The organism is Streptomyces coacervatus, assembly GCF_029223485.1.
Lineage (GTDB): Bacteria > Actinomycetota > Actinomycetes > Streptomycetales > Streptomycetaceae > Streptomyces > Streptomyces coacervatus.
Genome location: NZ_JARHTP010000008.1, coordinates 276,879 through 295,448, shown reverse-complemented (window position 1 = coordinate 295,448; position 18,570 = coordinate 276,879). Strand labels below are relative to the sequence as shown.

Genomic DNA, 18,570 nt, shown 5'->3' with positions numbered 1-18,570 from the left:
GGCGCTCCCGGCACGGACGGATCAGCTGCCATCCGTTCATCAGGAGAGCAGTTGCCATGAGCAGTACCCGTGCGCCCGCAGTGGAGGCGCGCCAGCTGATCAAGACCTACCCCGGTGAGGTCACCGCCCTGCGCGGCATGGACATCACCGTCGAACCGGGCACCGTCTTCGGGCTCCTCGGCCCGAACGGTGCCGGCAAGTCCACCACCGTCAAGATCCTCACCACCCTGGCCAGGCCCGACTCGGGCACCGCCACCGTCGCCGGACATGATGTGCTGCGCCACCCGGACCGGGTGCGCCGCGCGATCGGCGTGGTCGCCCAGGGCTCCGGCGCCGACCCCGTCGCCACGGGCCGCGAGAACCTCCAACTCCAGGGCAGGCTCTACGGGTTGAAGGGCGCCGACCTGGGCAGGCGCGTCGACGGGCTGCTCGACCGCTTCAGCCTCACCGACGCGGCGGGGCGTCAGGTCAAGGGCTACTCGGGCGGTATGCGGCGGCGGCTCGATGTCGCCCTCGGTCTGGTGCACCGGCCCGAGGTGCTCTTCCTCGACGAGCCCACCACCGGGCTGGACCCCGAGGCCCGCACCGCGATGTGGGACGAGATCGACCGGCTGGCGGGGGAAGAGGGCCTGACGATCCTGCTCACCACGCACTACCTCGACGAGGCCGACCGGCTCGCCGAGCGCATCGCCATCGTCGACCGCGGGCGGGTCGTGGTGGAGGGCACCCCGGACTCCCTCAAGGGCGAACTGCGCGGCGACGCCGTCCACTTGGAGCTCCGGGAAGCGGTCGGCGAGGCCGGCCGTACGCTCCTCAAGGGGGCCATCGCCGGGCTGCCCGGCATGCACGAGGTGCTGGTCGACGGACGCCGCGTCAGCGTCCGCGCCGACGACGGGGCGGCCGCCGTACCCGCACTGCTCGGGGCCCTGGAGCGCGCCGGCGTCGGAGTCGCCGCCGCGACCGTCGCCCGGCCCTCCCTCGACGACGTCTACCTCCGCTATGCGGGCCGCCGATACTCAGAGGCCGACGCCGAAGCCACCGAGAACCTCGTCCTCGCCGGAGGTGCGCGATGAGCACGGCCGTCTCCCAGACCTGGTACATGACGCAGCGTCAACTCATGGTGTTCACACGGCAGCCCGCGTACGCGATCATCACGCTGATCCAGCCGGTGATCTGGCTGTTCCTGTTCGGCAGCCTCTTCAAGAAGGTCGTCGAGCTGGGCGGCTTCGGGACGACGACGTACCTCGACTACCTCGTCCCGGGTGTCGTCGTGATGAGCGCGCTCAGCTCCAACATGTGGGCCGGCATGGGCACGTTGGAGGAGATCCAGCGGGGCACGCTCAACCGCTTCCTGACCACACCGGTCAGCCGGGCCGCGCTGATGAACGGCAATGTCGTCAACAACGGCCTGGTCACCGCTTTCCAGTCGGTCGTCATCGTGCTGCTCGCGCTGGCGGGCGGCGCCGACTACCCGGGCGGCATCGGCGGCATCGCGATCCTGGTCCTCGCCGCCGTGCTGCTGGGCACGGTCTTCGGGGCGCTGTCCAACGCGCTGGGCATGCTGGTGCGGGAGCGGGAGTCGATCATCGGCATCAACACCTTCCTGCTGCTGCCGCTGACGTTCCTGTCGAGCGCCTTCATGGCACCCTCCCAGATGCCCTCCTGGATGCGGCACATCGCCGACTTCAATCCGCTCAACTGGGCGATGGTCGCGGGCCGTTCGGCACTGTCCGACCATCCCGACTGGGGTGACGTGCTCAGCCGCGGCGGCGCGCTGCTGGCCCTCGCCATCGCGGCGGTGTGGCTGTCGATCCGGACGTTCCGGTCCTACCAGCGGTCGGTGTGAGCGCACCTCTCGGTGTGACGGCACAGCGAAAAGGGCGGCACCTCGACGAGGTGCCGCCCTTTTCGGATGTGTCACTTCGGACGTGTCATGCGGCAGGCGCCGCGCTCTCCTGCTCCGCCTCGATCCGCGCGTTCCAGTCCCGCTTGGAGGCCTGCCAGCCGTCCTCGTTGTGGCCGAGCCGCCAGTAACCGGAGATCGACAGGTCCTCGCGCGGGATCGCCAGCTCGCAGCGCAGCAGCTGGCGCAGCTCCTTCACGAAGTGCGCCTCGCCGTGCACGAACGCGTGCGGTCGGCCCGCCGGGAACTCCAGCGTTCGTACGGCCTCCACCAGCAGCTCGCCCACGGGCCGGTCCCCGCGGTGCAGCCAGACGACCTCCACGTCGGAGTCGATCTTCTGCTCCTCCTCGGGCCCGGACACCTCCACGAAGGCGTGCGCCGTGGCGCCGTCGGGCAGCGACTCCAGGGAGCGGGCGATCGCGGGCAGGGCGCTCTCGTCGCCGACGAGCAGATGCCAGTCGGCGCTCGTGTCGGGGGCGTAGGCACCGCCGGGGCCATTGAAGAGCACCGTCTCGCCCGGCTGGACGCGCGCCGCCCACGGGCCGGCCAGGCCCTCGTCGCCGTGGATCACGAAGTCCAGCGTCAGCTCACTGTGGACCGGGTCCCACGCCCGCACCGTGTACGTCCGGGTCACGGGCCACTGCTCGCGCGGGTACTCCGCCCGGATCCGCTCCATGTCGAAGGGCTGCGGATAGGTGGCGCCCCCGGAGGGGAACAGCAGCTTCACATAGTGGTCGGTGCAGGTGTCGGCCGCGAACCCCGCCAGACCCGCGCCACCGAGCACCACGCGCTGCATGTGCGGGGTCAGCCGTTCGGTACGGACGACCTGCGCGGAATGGGGCTTGCGCGGCTTCCGTGCGGGGCGTTCTGCCATGGCGGCCTCCCTGTTGACCAAGCTTAGGTTTACCTAAGTTAGCACCTTCCCTCGGTTAACACCTCTCCCATGAAGACTTTGTTGAGCGCGCGTCGCCGGAATCGTCACGTCCCCAGCGTCGTCAGCAGACGCTGCAGCGACCCGCCCAGTCCCCAGCGGACCGCCAGCTCGTCCAGCGCCGCCGCATCGCGCGGGGCATGCGGCAGGGTCGTGTCGACGTCGGGCAGCGGGACGTCGTCGGCGACCTTGACCACCTTCGGGGCGACGGCGACGTACGGCCGCGACTCGTCGAGCCGCTTGCGCTGCGACGGTGTGAGCTTCGCCTTCGGGTCCTCGACCGCGGCCATGATCCCGGCCAGGTCCCCGAACTCGGCGAGCAGCTTCGCGGCCGTCTTCTCGCCGATGCCCGGCACGCCCGGCAGCCCGTCGCTCGGGTCGCCGCGCAGCAGCGCCAGATCCGCGTACCCCTTGCCGTCCACCTCGTACTTCTCGCGCAGCCAGGCCTCGTCGGTGAGCTGCAGCGTGCCGACGCCCTTGAGCGGGTAGAGCACGCGCACGCCGCGCACGTCGTCGACCAACTGGTACAGGTCGCGGTCGCCGGTGACGATGTCGACCGGGCCCTTCGCCCGCGCGGTGAACGTGCCGATCACGTCGTCCGCCTCGTACGGCTCGACGCCCACGCGCGCGATGCCGAGCGCGTCGAGGACGGCCTCGATGACGGGCACCTGCGGGGAGAGCGTGTCCGGCACCTCCTCCTCGTCCGGGCCCGTCTCGTGCTCCTCGGCGACGCGGTGCGCCTTGTAGGAGGGGATGAGGTCGACCCGCCACTGGGGACGCCAGTCGGCATCCATGCATGCCACCAGATCGCTCGGCCGGTGGTCCTTGACCAGGCGGTCGATGAATTCCAGCAGCCCGCGCACGGCGTTCACCGGCGTGCCGTCCGGGGCCTTCACGGACTCCGGCACACCGAAATAGGCGCGGAAATAGAGCGAGGCGGTGTCGAGGAGCATCAGTCGTCCGGTCACGCCTCGCATCATGCCGTACGGCACTGACACTCACCCGGAGGCGAGCAGCCACCGCCATCGTGGGCGCTCCGTGATGAGGGTGGCGGCGGCCAGGAGGGAGACGAGAACGGCCGCCCACACGGGCCAGATCCACCAGGCCGAGACCACGGCCGAGGCGAGCTGGAGCAGCACGAGCAGAATCGTGACGGCACCCGGAACCGGCACGATCACGTTCGCCTTGTCACCCGGAGTGGAGAAGACGGTCGGCAGACCGATCAGCACCACCAGCGAACCCACCGCGAGCAGCCAGGAGTACGAGGCCAGCGCCCAGGGCGTGGCGATCCACGCCACCAGCTCCGTCGCGAAGCGCAGTACGGACGCACGTCTGTCGTCGGGTCGTTCCACCGTCGTCCCCCCCCAACACCGATGTGAAGCACCGGCGGTGATCCTACGCACCGGTTGTGAACTGAACCACTCCCGCGTTTGCCCTGGTCGGCCGGGGGCAGGCGCCGCCCCGACCACCACCCCCCCCACGACGAGAGAAGCGCGTGTCAGCCAGACTTGAGGCCGAGCAGCTCTACAAGGTGTTCGGCAGACGACCGGACGACGCAGTCGAACGACTGAGGCAGGGAGCCGACCGGGAGGAGCTGCGCGCCGACGGCACCACAGCCGCCGTGATCGACGCCTCCTTCACCGTGGAACCGGGCCAGATCTTCGTCGTCATGGGCCTGTCCGGGTCCGGCAAGTCCACGCTGCTGCGCATGCTCAACGGCCTGCTGGAGCCGACCGCCGGCCACGTCCGCTTCGACGGCCAGGACCTGACCGCACTCGGCGACCGCGAACTGCGCGCGGTCCGCGCGAGGAAGATCAGCATGGTCTTCCAGCACTTCGCGTTGTTCCCGCACCGCAGCGTCATCGAGAACGCCGCCTACGGCCTGGCCGTGCAGGGCGTGCCCCGCGCCGAGCGCGAGCAGCGCGCCGGCGAGGCGCTGGCCCTGTGCGGCCTCGCCGGCTGGGAGAAGTCCTGGCCCGACGAGCTCTCCGGCGGAATGCAGCTGGGGGTCCCCCCAGGCCCTTAAGGCACTGGGGGAGGGTCGGCCTCGCCCGCGCCCTCGCCACCGACGCCGACCTGCTCCTGATGGACGAGTCGTTCAGCGCCCTGGACCCGCTGATCCGCCGCGACATGCAGGACCAACTGCTCCAGCTGCAGCAGACGTTGAAGAAGACGATCGTCTTCATCACCCACGACCTCAACGAGGCCATGCGCCTGGGCGACCGCATCGCCGTCATGCGCGACGGCCGCATCGTCCAGACCGGCACGGCCGAGGACATCCTGCTGCGGCCCGCGAACGACTACGTCGCCTCCTTCATCCAGGACGTCGACCGCTCCCGCGTGCTGACCGCGTCCGCCGTCATGGACACGGACGTACGGGGTGACGAGGCCGACTGCGGCTGCGAGAGCGGCTGTGAGACCGCGACGCCCGACACGCCGTTCACCGAACTCTGTGCGATCAGCGCCCGGTCGACCCACCCGGTGGCCGTCCTCGACGCGCAACGAGAGCTCGTCGGAGTGGTCCCGACCAGGCGCCTGGTCGCCTTCCTCGGCAACGAGGAGGCCGCCCATGCCTAGGATTCCGCTCGGCGACTGGGTCAACAGCACCGTCGACTGGCTGCTGGGCCACATGTCCTGGCTCTTCGACTTCCTCAAGACCGTCTTCTCGGGCACCTACGACGGCGTCAGCGCCGTTCTCCAGGCCCCCGAACCCCTGCTGCTCGCGGGCATCTTCGCCGTGCTCGCGTTCTGGCTGCGCGGCACCCTCGCCGGTGTCCTCACCTTCGTGGGCTTCGCCTTCATCGACTCCCTCGAACTGTGGGACGACGCGATGGTGACCCTGTCGCTCGTCCTCGTCGCCACGATCATCGCGCTGGTGATCTCGGTGCCGGTGGGCATCTGGGCCGCGCGCTCCAACCGGGTCAGCGGGATCGTCCGGCCGGTCCTGGACTTCATGCAGACGCTGCCCGCGATGATCTACCTCATCCCGGCGATCCTGTTCTTCGGCACCGGCCCCGCCCCGGGCATCGTCGCCACCCTGATCTTCGCGCTCGCCCCCGGTGTGCGCATGACGGAGCTGGGCATCCGCCAGGTCGACAAGGAACTGGTCGAGGCCGCCGAGGCGTTCGGCACCTCGCCCCGCGACACCCTGCTGCGCGTCCAGCTGCCGCTCGCGCTGCCGACCGTCATGGCCGGCGTCAACCAGGTCATCATGCTCGGCCTGTCCATGGCGGCCATCGCCGGCATGGTCGGCACCGGCGGCCTCGGCGGCGACGTCATCGAGGCCATCGGCCAGCTCAACGTCGGCCTCGGCACCGAGGCCGGTGTCGCCATCGTGATCCTCGCGATCTACCTCGACCGCATGACCGGCGCCCTGGGCACCCATGTCTCCCCGCTGGGCCGCCGCGCCGCCGCCAAGGCCCGCGCCGCCGAGGGCCGGAAGATCCGGTCGTACCGGCCCCGCCCGCAGATCGCCGTGATCGGCGTCGTGATCCTCGCCCTCGTCGCGGGCGGCATGGGCATCTTCGGCGGCAACAGCGGCTCGGCCCCGGTCGCCGACAGCGAGAACGTCGGCCAGGGCAAGAAGATCAGCATCGGCTACATCCCCTGGGACGAGGGCGTCGCCTCCACCTATCTGTGGAAGGAGATCCTCGAACAGCGCGGCTACCAGGTGGACGCCAAACAGCTGGACGCCGGCCCGCTCTACACCGCCCTCGCCCAGGGCACCGTCGACTTCCAGACCGACGCCTGGCTGCCGACCACGCACGAGCAGTACTGGAAGAAGTACGGCAGCAGGCTCGACGACCTCGGCGCCTGGTACGGCAAGACCTCTCTGGAGCTGAGCGTCCCCTCGTACATGAAGGGCATCGACTCCCTGGACGACCTCAAGGGCAAGGCGTCCACCTTCGGCGGGAAGATCACTGGGATCGAGGCCGGCGCCGGCGAGATGGCTCTGCTCAAGAGCAAGGTGCTCAAGGAGTACGGCCTCGACAAGGAGTACAAGGTCGTCGACAGCTCCACGCCGGCGATGCTGGCCGAGCTCAAGCGGGCGTACGGCAAGAAGGAACCGGTAGTCGTCACGCTCTGGTCGCCGCACTGGGCGTACAACGACTACCAGCTGAAGAAGCTCAAGGACCCCAAGGGTGCCTGGGGCGAGGGCGACGGTGTGCACACGGTCGCCCGCAAGGGCTTCGCGGGCGACAACCCCGTCGTCGGCAAGTGGCTGAAGAACTTCCGGATGAGCGAGAAGCAGCTCACCGGCCTCGAAGCCGAGATCAACAAGGCGGGCAAGGGCAAGCAGCAGGACGCCGTGCGCGCCTGGCTGAAGAAGAACCCCGGCGTCGTCGACAAGCTGGCCCCGGTCGACAGCAGCTCGTCTCCCGCCGAGGCCAGGAGGCCCGTCAACGTCGCCTGGTTCCCCTGGGACGAGGACATCGCCGTCACCTATCTCTGGAAGAACGTCCTGGAGCGGCGCGGCTACCGGCTCAACCTCAAGCAGATGGACGTCGGCCCGGTATACACCGGCCTTGCCTCCGGCGACCTCGACCTCAACTTCGACGCCTGGCTGCCGTATGCGCAGAAGAACTACTGGGACAAGAGCAAGGACAGCCTCAAGGACCTCGGCACCTGGTACCGACCGACCTCGCTGGAGATCGCGGTCCCGTCGTACGTCAAGGACGTCAAGTCCCTTGAGGACCTCAAGGGCAAGGCGTCCACCTTCGGCGGGCGGATCATCGGCATCGAGCCGGGCACCGGTGAGATGAACCTCCTCAAGACTAAGGTCCTGCCCGGCTACGGCCTCGACAAGGAGTACAAGGTCATCGACGGCTCCACGCCGGCGATGCTGGCCGAGCTCAAGCGCGCCTACGCCAAGAAGGAGCCCGTCGCGGTGGTGCTGTGGTCGCCGCACTGGGCGTACAGCCGGTACGGCCTGACCAAGCTGAAGGACGACAAGAAGCTCTTCGGCGAGGGCAACACGATCCGTACCATTTCCAGCGGGAAGTTCCCCGGGCAGTACCCGCAGCTCACCAAGTGGATCAAGAACTTCAGGATGAGCGAGGACGAGCTCGGCAGCCTGGAGAGCGAGATCAACAAGCGCGGCCAGGGCCATGAGGAGCAGGCCGTCACCGCCTGGCTCAAGGAGCACCCCGACATGGTCGGCCGGATGACACCTCAGTAGGAGAGCACGCGCGCGTGGGCGGTCCGTTTCGCGACGGGCCGCCCACGCGCGCGTGAAGGGCGTACGAAAAGGATCCGGCCAACCACGTAGCGCTACGTCATTGCCCAAGCCTCACCGTCCTCCCGGCCGGATGTGCCGACCGCACATGCACTTCGCCGCGCACCCTGGCCGGCCGTGCCGAGGGCACCCCGGACATCACCTCGGTGCATGGCGACACCATCGAACTGACCAGCCGTTACCGGCCGGACCGCGACATGGAACGCCAACTGGGCGCCGTCCCCCGGACGTCGGGAACCGGCCGACTCACGCCTGCGATCCCGGCGTCGGACGGGCCGGCCGGACGGCGATCCGCACGCCCGGAGGCGGCCGAGCCCGCGCCGACCGCCGACGGCCCCCGTCAACGGCGCGGACGGCCCCGCGGCCCTGCTGGTCAGCGGCTTCGTCCCGAAGGGGGAATCCGTGCCCGGTCAGTCCGGAGAGCTCATCCACCGGCCGGAGTTGGCGAATTGACCGCACGCAGTGTTTACGGGGATGTGACGGGCGCATGAAACGGTTTGCCGAACCTGCGTAAGGTGCAGAGAACTCATCAGAAGTACCGCACCCGGACGCCGGCGCACGGAATGCGGAACCATGGACCCCCGGGACACCGACCACGAGCGAAGGAGGGAGCCGGAGCGATGGGCGACCACAAAGACGACCACAAGGATCAGCCCCTGCGAGTGGGTGCGGCCGTGCGGCGACGCCGCCGGGCGCTGCAGCTCACCCTCGCCGTCGTGGCCGAGCGCAGCGGCCTGTCGGTTCCGTTCCTGAGCCAGATCGAGAACGACCGGGCGCGACCCAGCAGAACATCCCTCGAAAAGGTCGCCGACGCCCTGCGCACCACCGCCGTCGAACTCCTCGCGGCCGCCGACCCGGCGTGCAGCGTCGACGTCGTGCGCGCCGAGCCCGAACCGGCGGCCGAGCCGCGGGTGCGTTCCCTGGTGCGGGGTCACCACCAGATGCACGCCTCGGAGTTCACCGGGGACCATGACGCGGGCCGCGAATTCCAGTACCGCAACGACCAGTTGATGTACGTCGCCGACGGCGCGGTGGAGATCGAGGCCGAGGGGCGCGCCTACCGGCTCGGCCGCGGCGACACCCTGTACCTGACGGGCGGCGTACGCCACCGGTGGCGGGCGACAGTGTCGGACACGCGCGTGGTCGTCGTCGCGGTGGCCGAGCACGTCGAGGCGGTCCAGAACCGGTCGCGGTAGTGCCGGTGCGCGTCGTCTCCCTCGTCCCGTCGCTGACGGAGGCGGTCGCGGTCTCGGCACCGGGCGCGCTGGTCGGCGCGACGGACTGGTGCAGCCACCCCGCGGACCTGGACGTCCCCCGCATCGGCGGCACGAAGAATCCCGAGCTAGACCGCATCCTCGCGCTCGCTCCCGACCTGGTGGTGGCCAACGAGGAGGAGAACCGGGAGCCCGACCTGGCGGCGCTGCGCGCGGCGGGCGTCGAGGTCCTGGTGACGGTGGTATGTGACGTACCGCAGGCCTTCGCGGAGCTGGCCCGCGTGCTGGAGGCCTGCGGGGCGAAGTCCCGCCCCCGCTGGCTCGACGAGGCGGAGGCCGTCTGGTCGGCCTTGCCGCAGCCGGAGCACCGTACGACGGCCGTCGTCCCGATCTGGCGGCGGCCCTGGATGGTGCTGGGCCGGGACACCTTCGCGGGCGACGTACTGTCCCGCCTCGGCGTGGACCACCTGTACGCGAGCCACGCCGAGCGCTATCCCCGGATCCCCCTGGACGAACTGCGGGCGGCCGCCCCGGACGTCGTCGTCCTGCCGGACGAGCCGTACCGCTTCACGGCCGACGACGGCCCGGAGGCGTTCCCGGGGCTGCGGTGCGCCCTCGTCAGCGGACGCCATCTGACCTGGTACGGACCGTCGTTGGCTCAGGCGCCGCGGGTGCTGGGCGAGGCGCTGCGAGCAGCACTCCGCTGACCAGACCGCGCGCCGTGTGCAGGGCGGCGGTTCCCCAGGCGGCGACGAGCAGGACATACAGCCCGACCGCCAGCCAGTCGTATACGACGAGCCCGGTGTGCCGGGCGAGCGCCTCGGCACCCGTGACACACGTCCCCACCGGGAAGGTGAACGCCCACCACGTCATCGCGAAACCCATCCCCTGCCGCCGCGCCCGCACCACATGAGCGGTGGCGAACACGAGCCACAGCAGCGCGAAGCCCATGACGGGCACGCCGTACAGGACGGCGAGGACACCGAATCCCGCGCTGTACGGCGCCGGTACGGCCCCCGGCGCCACGTCCGCGAACTTGCCGACGGCGGTGGTGGACTGCCCGAGCGGCCCGAGCACCAGGAACAGGGTCGGGGTGAGGGCCAGGGGCAGCGGCCCGCCGGTGATCAGCCGGCCGAAGACGACCGGCAGCATCAGCAGGGTCGCGAGGAGACTGAGCCCGAACATCGCGAGGCAGGCGAGGAGCAGAGTCTCCCGGGGCTGCCCGGCCGGCAGGTGCGGCACAAGGAGCGGCCCGAGCGCCGCGGACACCATGGGCGCGACGACCGGCAGCAGCCACACCGGGGTGGCCTGCCCCGGCTCGACCTTGTGCCGTACGGCCATGAGGTACGGGACGGCGACGGCGGCCGCGAGCCCCACCACCGTCCCGGCGGTGAACAGCACGGAGTCGAGAGCGAGCGCGTAGCGCAGGCCGATCCAGTACCGGCCGACGGTGACGGCACCGCCGCCGACGGCCAGCAGGGCCATCGCGAGACACCCGTAGAACGGTGCCGTTGCCGGGTCGAGGAGGTGGGCGCGGGCCTGGTCGCGATGGTGCCTCCAGTGCAGGGCGCGGGCGGTGAGCAGGGCGAGCAGGAGGCCGAGGGAGAGTGCCCACACGGCCGTGCAGGCGGTGCGCAGGCCGGGGAGGCCGAGGGGGAGCGCCGACCCTGCGGTGGCGACGATGGCGGTGCCCATGACGGCGGCGTACCAGTTGGGTCCGAGGTGACGGACGGCCATGGCGCGCGGGGGGGCGTGCGGTGGCACGCGGAAGGGGTTGGGCTGCGGTGACCATCTGCCCACGGTCTCGCCGGCGGGGGTTCGCGACCAGGGAGTACGTCTCTATGAGGGCATAAACTGGAGTTATGGGTAACAGGGAGGAGCAGCCGGTTCCCGCCGTCTCGCTGTCGCATCGCGTGCCGGATCTCGGGGCGCTGGAGCTGCTGCTGGCGGTGGCGCGGCTCGGCAGTCTGGGCGGCGCCGCGCGGGAGGTGGGGATCACGCAGCCCGCGGCGAGCAGCCGGATCCGGTCGATGGAACGGCAGTTGGGGGTGGCCCTCGTCGACCGCTCACCGCGCGGCTCCCGTCTCACGGACGCCGGTGCGCTGGTCACGGACTGGGCGCGGCGGATCGTCGAGGCGGCGGAGGCCTTCGACGCCGGGGCGCAGGCGCTGCGGGACCGGCGTGACTCCCGGCTGCGGGTGGCGGCGAGCATGACGATCGCCGAATACCTGCTCCCCGGCTGGCTGTTGGCGCTGCGCGCCCAGCGCCCCGACACGGCGGTGTCCCTGCTTGCGGGCAACTCGGCGGCGGTGGGGGAGCGGCTGCTGTCGGGCGAGGCGGACCTCGGCTTCGTCGAGGGGGTCAGTGTGCCGCCCGGCCTGGACTCGGCCGTCATCGCCCACGACCACCTGATCGTGGTGACGGCACCCGGGCATGCGTGGGCCCGCCGCCGACGGCCGCTTCAGGCCTCGGAGCTGGCGGCCACGCCGCTGATCCTCCGTGAGAAGGGGTCGGGAACCCGGCAGGTCCTGGATGCGGCGCTGGGCGGGCTGGCACGGCCGCTGATCGAACTGTCGTCGACGACGGCGGTGAAGGCGGCGGTGGTGAGCGGGGCGGGGCCGGCGGTGTTGAGCGAACTGGCGGTGGGGGAGGAGTTGGCGATGCGGCGGCTGGTGCGGGTGCCGGTCGACGGTGTCGCGCTGGCCAGGGATCTGCGGGCGGTGTGGCCGACGGGGCATCGGCCGGTGGGGCCGGCACGGGAGCTGCTGTCGCTGACGCGGGGCTAGATTTTCAGCCCGTCCGGCGTTTGAGGACGAGGCCGTTCAGGCCGATCGGGGGTCCAGGGGGCGGAGCCCCCCGGCGGCCTCCACCAGCGCCTGCATCACCCGCAGATCGTCCCCCATCTCCGGATGCCACTGCACCCCCAGCACCCAGCCGTCGACGGCCGGCAGTTCCACCGCCTCCACCGTTCCGTCCGCCGCGTGCGCCGAAGCGACCAGGCCGGTGCCGAGGCGGTCGACGGCCTGGTGGTGATACGTCGGTACGAGTGCCTCCTCCGGGACGGCGGCGGCGTACCGCGTGCCGGGTACCGGCTTGACCGGGTGGTGGCCGAAGACGCCGACGACCTCGGCATGGCCGTCGATGTGCTGGACGAGGGTGCCGCCCAGGGCGACGTTGAGGAGCTGCATGCCCCGGCAGATGCCGAGCAGGGGGACTCGGGCGGCGAGGGCCGCGTCGATCAGCGCCAGCTCCCAGGCGTCCCGGGCGCGGGCCGGCGGGCCCGTCCGCGGGTGGGGCTCCGCGCCGTAATGGACCGGCTCGACGTCCGGACCGCCCGCGATCACCAGACCGTCGAGACGCGCGACGGCCGCCGCGGCGTGCTCCGGCCCGTCCGGCGGCAGCATCGCGGCCAGCCCGCCCGCCCGCTGCACCAGCCGCGGATAGCCGGCCGGCAGCAACGCGGCCTCCAGCTCCCACACGCCCCAGCGCGCCCCGGCCTCCAGATACGTACTGATGCCGATCAGCGGCCTGCCCGCCATGCGTCGTCCTCCTGGTCCGGCAAAGGATTGTTTCCATACCTTTGTCGAGAGGTGCCTTCGAAGGCAAGGCCCCCGGACAAGGGCTTCCAAGGCTGCGACCCTCACGCCAGGAACCCCCTGAGCAGCGCCGCCGTCCCCGCACAGTGCTCCCGCATCATCTCCCGCGCCCCGTCCGCGTCCCCGTCGAGGACCGCTTCCACCAGCGCGACGTGCTGCCGCTGCGAGTGCTCCAGGTTGCGGACGAGCAGCGGGATGCAGTCGAGCAGATCGTTCACCGTCGCCCGGACCGCCGCGTACTGGGCGGTCAGCGTCGGCGAGCCGCACAGTTCGGCGAGCGTGAGGTGGAGCAGGGTGTCCAGCCGGCGGTAGTCGGCGAGCGGTGCGTCGCCCGTGCGGGCCAGCGCCTCGCGCAGCCGGTCCGCCTGCTCCTCGCTCAGGCCGTGCGTCGCGCACAGCCCCGCCGCCCCGACCTCCAGGACCTCCCGGAAACGCAGCACGTCCTCGATGTCGACCTCGGCGATCCGGCGCCGCAGCTCGTCCTCGCCGCCCGCGTCCGCGCGGGGCAGGACGAACGTTCCGCCGTAGCGCCCGCGCCGGGACTCCACCAGACCCTGGTCCTGCAGCACCTTGAGCACCTCCCGCAGCGTCACGCGGCTGATCCCGAGCCGCTCCGCCAGCTCCCGCTCGGCCGGCAGCCGTTCGCCCCCCGGCACCAGGCCCAGCCGTACCACCTGCAGGATCTGCTCCAGTGCCTCCTCGAAGCCGTTGCCCGCCCGCACCGGCCGCAGTACCGGCGTCAACCGGTCCTCCAGGCTGCCGTCCGGATCCAGCGACATCCCGCCGCACCCCCTTCCCAAGCAATGGTTCTCCGGAATACCTTATGGCTTCCGGCCTGGCCGGAAAAGACGCGCAGAAGCCGAAGGAGCGCTCCCGTGGCAGACCGCACACCCCCACTGAGCGTCGAGGAGCTCCATGCCCTCGTCGCCAGCGGTGAGATCGACACTGTCGTCCTGGCCTTCCCCGACATGCAAGGGCGGCTCCAGGGCAAGCGGTTCGCCGCACGTTTCTTCCTCGACGAGGTCCTCCACCACGGCACCGAGGGCTGCAACTATCTCCTCGCCGTCGACACCGAGATGAACACGGTCGACGGATACGCCATGTCGTCCTGGGACCGCGGCTACGGCGACTTCGCCATGCACCCCGACCTGCGCACCCTGCGCCGCGTGCCCTGGAACGCCGGTACGGCCATGCTGATCGCCGACCTCGCCTGGAACGACGGCTCGCCCGTGGTCGCCGCCCCGCGGCAGATCCTCCGCCGCCAGCTCGACCGCCTCGCCGAGCACGGCTTCACCGCCCAGGTCGGCACCGAGCTGGAGTTCATCGTCTTCAAGGACACCTACGAGCAGGCCTGGGACGCCAACTACCGGGGGCTGACGCCGGCGAACCAGTACAACATCGACTACTCGGTGCTCGGGACCGGCCGCATCGAGCCGCTGCTCCGCCGTATCCGCAATGAAATGGCGGCCGCGGGTCTCACCGTCGAGTCCGCCAAGGGCGAGTGCAACCCCGGCCAGCACGAGATCGCCTTCCGCTACGACGACGCACTGCGCACCTGCGACCAGCACGCGATCTACAAGACCGGCACCAAGGAGATCGCCGCCCAGGAGGGTGTGTCGATCACCTTCATGGCCAAGTACAACGAGCGGGAGGGAAACTCCTGCCACATCCATCTCTCGCTGGCGGACGCGGCCGGCAACAACGCCATGGCGGGCTCCTCGGACGACCCCGGCGGAATGTCCGACGTCATGCGGTACTTCCTCGCCGGACAGCTCGCCGCCCTCCGGGATTTCTCGCTCCTCTACGCCCCCAACATCAACTCCTACAAGCGGTTCCAGCCGGGGTCGTTCGCCCCGACCGCCGTCGCCTGGGGCTACGACAACCGCACCTGCGCGCTGCGGGTCGTGGGGCACGGGCGTTCCATGCGTTTCGAGAACCGGCTGCCCGGCGGCGACGTCAACCCGCACCTTGCCGTAGCCGGTCTGGTGGCGGCCGGGCTGTACGGCATCGAGCAGAAGCTGGAGCTGCCCGAAGCCTGTGCGGGGAACGCGTACACCGCCGAGTACGAGCATGTCCCGACCACCCTGCGCGAGGCCGCCGAGCTCTGGGAGAACAGCCCGATCGCCAAGGCCGCCTTCGGCGACGAGGTCGTCGCGCACTACCGCAACATGGCGCGCGTCGAGCTCGAGGCCTTCGACGCCGCGGTCACCGACTGGGAGCTGCGCCGCTCCTTCGAACGCATGTGAGGCCCCTGTTGTCTGCCGAGCACGAACTCGTAGTACTGAACCCCGCCACCGAGGAGGTCGTCGCCACCGTCCCCGCCGCCGACGCGGCCGACGTGGACCGCGCCGTCGCCCGCGCGTCGGCCGCCCAGCGGACCTGGGCGTCCGCCGCCCCCGCCGACCGGGCCCGCCTGCTGCGCCGCTTCGCCGACGTGGTCGACGCGCACGTAGAGGAACTGGCCCGGCTGGAGGTCCGCGAGGCCGGCCACGTCCTCGGCAACGCCCGCTGGGAGGCCGGCAACGCCCGCGACCTGCTGCTGTACTCCGCGGGCGGTGCCGAACGCCTCCTCGGCCGGCAGATCCCCGTACCCGGCGGCTGGGACGTCACCTTCCAGGAACCGCTCGGCGTGGTCGGCGTGATCGCCCCCTGGAACTTCCCGATGCCCATCGCCGCCTGGGGCTCCTTCCCGGCCCTCGCCGCGGGCAACGCGGTCGTCCTCAAGCCCGCCGAGACCACCCCGCTGACCGCCCTGCGCCTGGCCGAACTCGCCCTGGAGGCGGGCCTTCCGGAGCACCTGTTCCAGGTCCTGCCCGGATACGGCCACATCGCGGGACGCGCCCTCGTCGACCACCCCGACGTGGCGAAGATCGTGTTCACCGGCTCCACCCGCACCGGCCGCGAGGTCATGGAGCGCTGCGCCCGCCTGGTCAAGCCGGTCACGCTCGAACTCGGCGGCAAGAGCCCCAACATCGTCTTCGCCGACGCCGACGTCAAGACCGCCGTCGACCCCTTCTCCTTCCTGGACAACTCCGGCCAGGACTGCTGCGCCCGCACCCGGATCCTGGTCCAGGAGCAGGTGTACGACGAGGTCCGCGAGCTGCTCGCCGACACGCTGGCCGGAGTGCGCGTAGGTGATCCGGCCGACGAGAAGACCCAGATGGGGCCGCTGATCAGCCGTCAACAGCTGGACCGCGTACGGTCCTTGGTCCCCGAGGACGCCCCGGCTCTGCGCGGCAGCGCCCCCGACGGACCCGGCTTCTGGTTCCCGCCGACCGTCCTCACCGGCGAGCGGCACGACTCCGAGGCGGCCCGCGAGGAGATCTTCGGCCCCGTCGCCGTCCTGCTCCCCTTCACCGACGAGGCCGACGCGATCCGGCTCGCCAACGACACCCCGTACGGACTGGCCGGCTCCCTGTGGACCCGCGACCTCGGCCGCGCCCTGCGCGTCTCCCGGGCGGTCAAGGCGGGCAATCTGTCCGTCAACTCCCACTCCAGCGTGCGCTACTGGACCCCCTTCGGCGGCTACAAGCAGTCCGGCCTCGGCCGCGAGCTCGGCCCGGACGCCCTGACCGCCTTCACCGAAACCAAGAACGTCTTCATCAGCACGGAGGCCTGAGCCGCTCATGACCGACATCACCGAAGAGACCATCTGCCGTCGTCTCGTCGGCCGCACGGCCGTCATCACCGGAGCCGGCAGCGGCATCGGCCTCGCCACCGCGCGACGGCTCGCCTCCGAGGGAGCGCACGTCGTCTGCGGCGACGTCGACGAGGCCCGCGGCAAGGCGGCCGCCGACGAGGTCGGCGGAATCTTCGTCAAGGTCGACGTCACCGACGCCGAGCAGGTCGAGGCCCTCTTCAAGACGGCCTTCGACACCTACGGCAGCGTCGACATCGCCTTCAACAACGCGGGCATCTCCCCGCCCGACGACGACTCCATCCTGGAGACCGGCCTGGAGGCCTGGAAGCGCGTCCAGGAGGTCAACCTCACCTCCGTCTACCTGTGCTGCAAGGCCGCGATTCCCTACATGCGGCAGCAGGGCAAGGGCTCCATCATCAACACGGCGTCCTTCGTCGCGCGGATGGGCGCGGCCACGAGTCAGATCTCGTACACCGCCTCCAAGGGCGGCGTGCTCGCCATGTCCCGCGAACTGGGCGTGCAGTTCGCCCGCGAGGGCATCCGCGTCAACGCCCTCTGCCCGGGCCCGGTCAACACCCCGCTGCTGCAGGAGCTGTTCGCGAAGGACCCCGAGCGGGCCGCCCGCCGCCTGGTCCACATCCCGGTCGGCCGGTTCGCCGAGGCCGAGGAGATCGCCGCCGCCGTCGCCTTCCTCGCCAGCGACGACTCCTCCTTCGTCAACGCCACCGACTTCCTGGTGGACGGGGGAATTGCGGGCGCGTACGTCACGCCTCTGTAGGTCCATGAGGACAAAACGGTACGGTCCACGCGTATGCGACCCCTTCTCGCGTGGACCCTGGCCGCGGCCGCCGCTCTGGCGGCCGCGCCCGCCGCACACCCCGTCTCCCCGCACTCGAACTGCCCACGCCTGTCCGGCACTTGGTACGGCGACAACCGCGCCCGCCTCCAGCGGGTGATCGACGAGCGCGGAACCTGCTCGGGAGCCACCGGCCACACGGTCGCCGTCTTCGACTGGGACAACACGGTCACCAAGAACGACGTCACCGACGCCACCCTCTCCTGGTCCCTGAGACACGACGGACTCCTGCGCCCGGCCGACTGGAAGAACACCAGCCCCTGGCTCACGGACGCCGCCGACCGCGCCCTGACCGAGGCCTGCGGCACCGGCGCCCCCCAACCACTGCGCACCTCGACGAACGCCCGCTGCACGGACGAGATCCTCGACATCCGGGAGAAGGCCACCACCACGAGCGGCGCCCCCGCCTTCGAAGGCACCTGGAACTACCGCCGCACGGTCCCGCAGTACGCCTGGGTGCCCCAGCTCTTCGCCGGCCGCACGCCCGCAGAACTCGCCTCCTACGCCCGCAAGGCCCGCACGGAAGCCCTCGCCGCGCCCATCGGAGCCAGCCGCCGCCTCGGCACCCACACCGTCCCCGCCTACGTCCGCTACTACGACCAGCAGCGCGCCCTCATCCGCACCCTCCAACGGGCCGGATTCGACGTCTACGTCGTCTCCGCGGGCTCCGAACCGATCACCGAGGTCTGGTCACGGGCCGTCGGCATCGACCCCGCCCACACCATCGCCATCCGCTCGCTCCTCGACCGCGAGGGCCGCATCACGACCCAGAACCAGGGCTGCGGCAACGCCCCCGCGACCCGCGGAATGGTGATCCCGTACATGGACGGCAAGCGCTGCTGGATCAACCAGGAGATCTACGGCGTCAAAGGCGCCGCCGCCTGGCAGTTGCAGCCATGGCAGCAGCGCCCGGCCCTCGCCGCCGGGGACGCCGACACCGACGTCACCTTCGTCGGCGACGCAACCGGCGCGCACCTCGTCCTCAACCGCAACAAGCCCGAGCTGATGTGCCGGGCCTACGACGACGCCGACGGCCGCTGGCTGATCAACCCGATGTTCATCGCACCCCTGCCGCGCAGGCCCGACCCGTACCCGTGCACGACCACGGCCTACAACGCATCCGACGGCGCCAAGGCCCCTCTCCTGCGGGACGACGGTTCGGTGACCCCGGACCAACGCGACACAGCGTTCTGA

General features: G+C 70.9%; 16 protein-coding genes and 1 pseudogene. 11 read left to right on the top strand and 6 right to left on the bottom strand.

Annotated features, from left to right (window positions below; all coding sequences use genetic code 11):
• Nucleotides 1-56: 56 nt before the first annotated feature.
• The gene (locus P2Q00_RS21685) at nucleotides 57-1,073 is read left to right on the top strand and encodes an ATP-binding cassette domain-containing protein (RefSeq protein ID WP_275774277.1); all 1,017 of its coding nucleotides are present in this window, start codon (nucleotides 57-59) and stop codon (nucleotides 1,071-1,073) included.
• Nucleotides 1,070-1,846: an ABC transporter permease gene (locus P2Q00_RS21680; RefSeq protein ID WP_275774276.1), complete on the top strand. Its 777-nt coding sequence runs from the start codon at nucleotides 1,070-1,072 to the stop codon at nucleotides 1,844-1,846. Before P2Q00_RS21685 ends, P2Q00_RS21680 begins: the two co-directional genes overlap by 4 nt.
• An 85-nt stretch (nucleotides 1,847-1,931) precedes the next feature.
• On the opposite strand, the gene P2Q00_RS21675 is transcribed toward P2Q00_RS21680, so the two are convergent.
• The 3 genes from P2Q00_RS21675 to P2Q00_RS21665 all read right to left on the bottom strand — a co-directional run bounded on the left by P2Q00_RS21675 (nucleotide 1,932) and on the right by P2Q00_RS21665 (nucleotide 4,186).
• Nucleotides 1,932-2,777, bottom strand: a complete 846-nt coding sequence (locus P2Q00_RS21675) for a siderophore-interacting protein (protein ID WP_275774275.1) — start codon at nucleotides 2,775-2,777, stop codon at nucleotides 1,932-1,934.
• Nucleotides 2,778-2,881: 104 nt separating this feature from the next.
• Complete coding sequence (locus P2Q00_RS21670; protein ID WP_275774431.1) at nucleotides 2,882-3,811, bottom strand: 5'-3' exonuclease; 930 nt, start codon at nucleotides 3,809-3,811, stop codon at nucleotides 2,882-2,884.
• 21 nt (nucleotides 3,812-3,832) lie between these two features.
• Nucleotides 3,833-4,186: a hypothetical protein gene (locus tag P2Q00_RS21665; RefSeq protein ID WP_275774274.1), complete on the bottom strand. Its 354-nt coding sequence runs from the start codon at nucleotides 4,184-4,186 to the stop codon at nucleotides 3,833-3,835.
• 143 nt (nucleotides 4,187-4,329) lie between these two features.
• Here P2Q00_RS21665 and P2Q00_RS21660 point away from each other — a divergent pair.
• From P2Q00_RS21660 to P2Q00_RS21645, 4 genes and pseudogenes are all read left to right on the top strand, one after another.
• A pseudogene (locus P2Q00_RS21660) lies at nucleotides 4,330-5,411 on the top strand (quaternary amine ABC transporter ATP-binding protein).
• Nucleotides 5,404-8,013, top strand: coding sequence for an ABC transporter permease/substrate binding protein (locus tag P2Q00_RS21655; RefSeq protein WP_275774273.1), 2,610 nt, complete (start codon nucleotides 5,404-5,406; stop codon nucleotides 8,011-8,013). The pseudogene P2Q00_RS21660 and the gene P2Q00_RS21655 overlap by 8 nt, the downstream one beginning before the upstream one ends.
• A 677-nt stretch (nucleotides 8,014-8,690) precedes the next feature.
• On the top strand, nucleotides 8,691-9,266 hold the full coding sequence (locus tag P2Q00_RS21650) for a helix-turn-helix domain-containing protein (RefSeq protein WP_275774272.1): 576 nt from the start codon (nucleotides 8,691-8,693) through the stop codon (nucleotides 9,264-9,266).
• A 5-nt stretch (nucleotides 9,267-9,271) separates the two neighbouring features.
• Nucleotides 9,272-9,991 (top strand): helical backbone metal receptor, encoded by a 720-nt coding sequence (locus P2Q00_RS21645; protein WP_275774271.1) that lies wholly within the window; start codon nucleotides 9,272-9,274, stop codon nucleotides 9,989-9,991.
• Here P2Q00_RS21645 and P2Q00_RS21640 read toward each other — a convergent pair.
• On the bottom strand, nucleotides 9,903-11,021 hold the full coding sequence (locus P2Q00_RS21640) for a TDT family transporter (protein WP_275774430.1): 1,119 nt from the start codon (nucleotides 11,019-11,021) through the stop codon (nucleotides 9,903-9,905). The two genes, P2Q00_RS21645 and P2Q00_RS21640, sit on opposite strands and share 89 nt — an antisense overlap.
• Nucleotides 11,022-11,146: 125 nt before the next feature.
• On the opposite strand from P2Q00_RS21640, the gene P2Q00_RS21635 reads away from it, so the two are divergent.
• A complete protein-coding gene (locus tag P2Q00_RS21635) occupies nucleotides 11,147-12,070 on the top strand; it encodes a LysR family transcriptional regulator (protein ID WP_275774270.1) in 924 nt (307 codons plus the stop codon).
• A 36-nt stretch (nucleotides 12,071-12,106) separates the two neighbouring features.
• Here P2Q00_RS21635 and P2Q00_RS21630 read toward each other — a convergent pair whose 3' ends face one another.
• Together P2Q00_RS21630 and P2Q00_RS21625 are read right to left on the bottom strand one after the other, a co-directional pair.
• Complete coding sequence (locus P2Q00_RS21630) at nucleotides 12,107-12,823, bottom strand: gamma-glutamyl-gamma-aminobutyrate hydrolase family protein (protein WP_275774269.1); 717 nt, start codon at nucleotides 12,821-12,823, stop codon at nucleotides 12,107-12,109.
• Nucleotides 12,824-12,924: 101 nt separating this feature from the next.
• Complete coding sequence (locus P2Q00_RS21625) at nucleotides 12,925-13,659, bottom strand: FadR/GntR family transcriptional regulator (protein WP_275774268.1); 735 nt, start codon at nucleotides 13,657-13,659, stop codon at nucleotides 12,925-12,927.
• Between the two features lie 96 nt (nucleotides 13,660-13,755).
• On the opposite strand from P2Q00_RS21625, the gene P2Q00_RS21620 reads away from it, so the two are divergent.
• The 4 genes from P2Q00_RS21620 to P2Q00_RS21605 are packed head-to-tail and all read left to right on the top strand — an operon-like array spanning nucleotide 13,756 to nucleotide 18,570.
• A complete protein-coding gene (locus P2Q00_RS21620; protein ID WP_275774267.1) occupies nucleotides 13,756-15,126 on the top strand; it encodes a glutamine synthetase family protein in 1,371 nt (456 codons plus the stop codon).
• Between the two features lie 8 nt (nucleotides 15,127-15,134).
• Nucleotides 15,135-16,499 (top strand): aldehyde dehydrogenase family protein, encoded by a 1,365-nt coding sequence (locus P2Q00_RS21615; RefSeq protein WP_275774266.1) that lies wholly within the window; start codon nucleotides 15,135-15,137, stop codon nucleotides 16,497-16,499.
• Between the two features lie 16 nt (nucleotides 16,500-16,515).
• Nucleotides 16,516-17,298: a 3-oxoacyl-ACP reductase gene (locus P2Q00_RS21610; protein WP_425579510.1), complete on the top strand. Its 783-nt coding sequence runs from the start codon at nucleotides 16,516-16,518 to the stop codon at nucleotides 17,296-17,298.
• Between the two features lie 33 nt (nucleotides 17,299-17,331).
• Nucleotides 17,332-18,570: an HAD family hydrolase gene (locus tag P2Q00_RS21605; RefSeq protein WP_275774264.1), complete on the top strand. Its 1,239-nt coding sequence runs from the start codon at nucleotides 17,332-17,334 to the stop codon at nucleotides 18,568-18,570.

Coding starts and splice junctions, on each gene's coding strand:
- P2Q00_RS21630 (WP_275774269.1), bottom strand. CDS start 12,823: ATGGCGGGCAGGCCGCTGATCGGCATCAGTACGTATCTGGAGGCCGGG.
- P2Q00_RS21670 (WP_275774431.1), bottom strand. CDS start 3,811: ATGCGAGGCGTGACCGGACGACTGATGCTCCTCGACACCGCCTCGCTC.
- P2Q00_RS21675 (WP_275774275.1), bottom strand. CDS start 2,777: ATGGCAGAACGCCCCGCACGGAAGCCGCGCAAGCCCCATTCCGCGCAG.
- P2Q00_RS21650 (WP_275774272.1), top strand. CDS start 8,691: ATGGGCGACCACAAAGACGACCACAAGGATCAGCCCCTGCGAGTGGGT.
- P2Q00_RS21640 (WP_275774430.1), bottom strand. CDS start 11,021: ATGGCCGTCCGTCACCTCGGACCCAACTGGTACGCCGCCGTCATGGGC.
- P2Q00_RS21635 (WP_275774270.1), top strand. CDS start 11,147: ATGGGTAACAGGGAGGAGCAGCCGGTTCCCGCCGTCTCGCTGTCGCAT.
- P2Q00_RS21655 (WP_275774273.1), top strand. CDS start 5,404: ATGCCTAGGATTCCGCTCGGCGACTGGGTCAACAGCACCGTCGACTGG.
- P2Q00_RS21685 (WP_275774277.1), top strand. CDS start 57: ATGAGCAGTACCCGTGCGCCCGCAGTGGAGGCGCGCCAGCTGATCAAG.
- P2Q00_RS21680 (WP_275774276.1), top strand. CDS start 1,070: ATGAGCACGGCCGTCTCCCAGACCTGGTACATGACGCAGCGTCAACTC.
- P2Q00_RS21625 (WP_275774268.1), bottom strand. CDS start 13,659: ATGTCGCTGGATCCGGACGGCAGCCTGGAGGACCGGTTGACGCCGGTA.
- P2Q00_RS21605 (WP_275774264.1), top strand. CDS start 17,332: ATGCGACCCCTTCTCGCGTGGACCCTGGCCGCGGCCGCCGCTCTGGCG.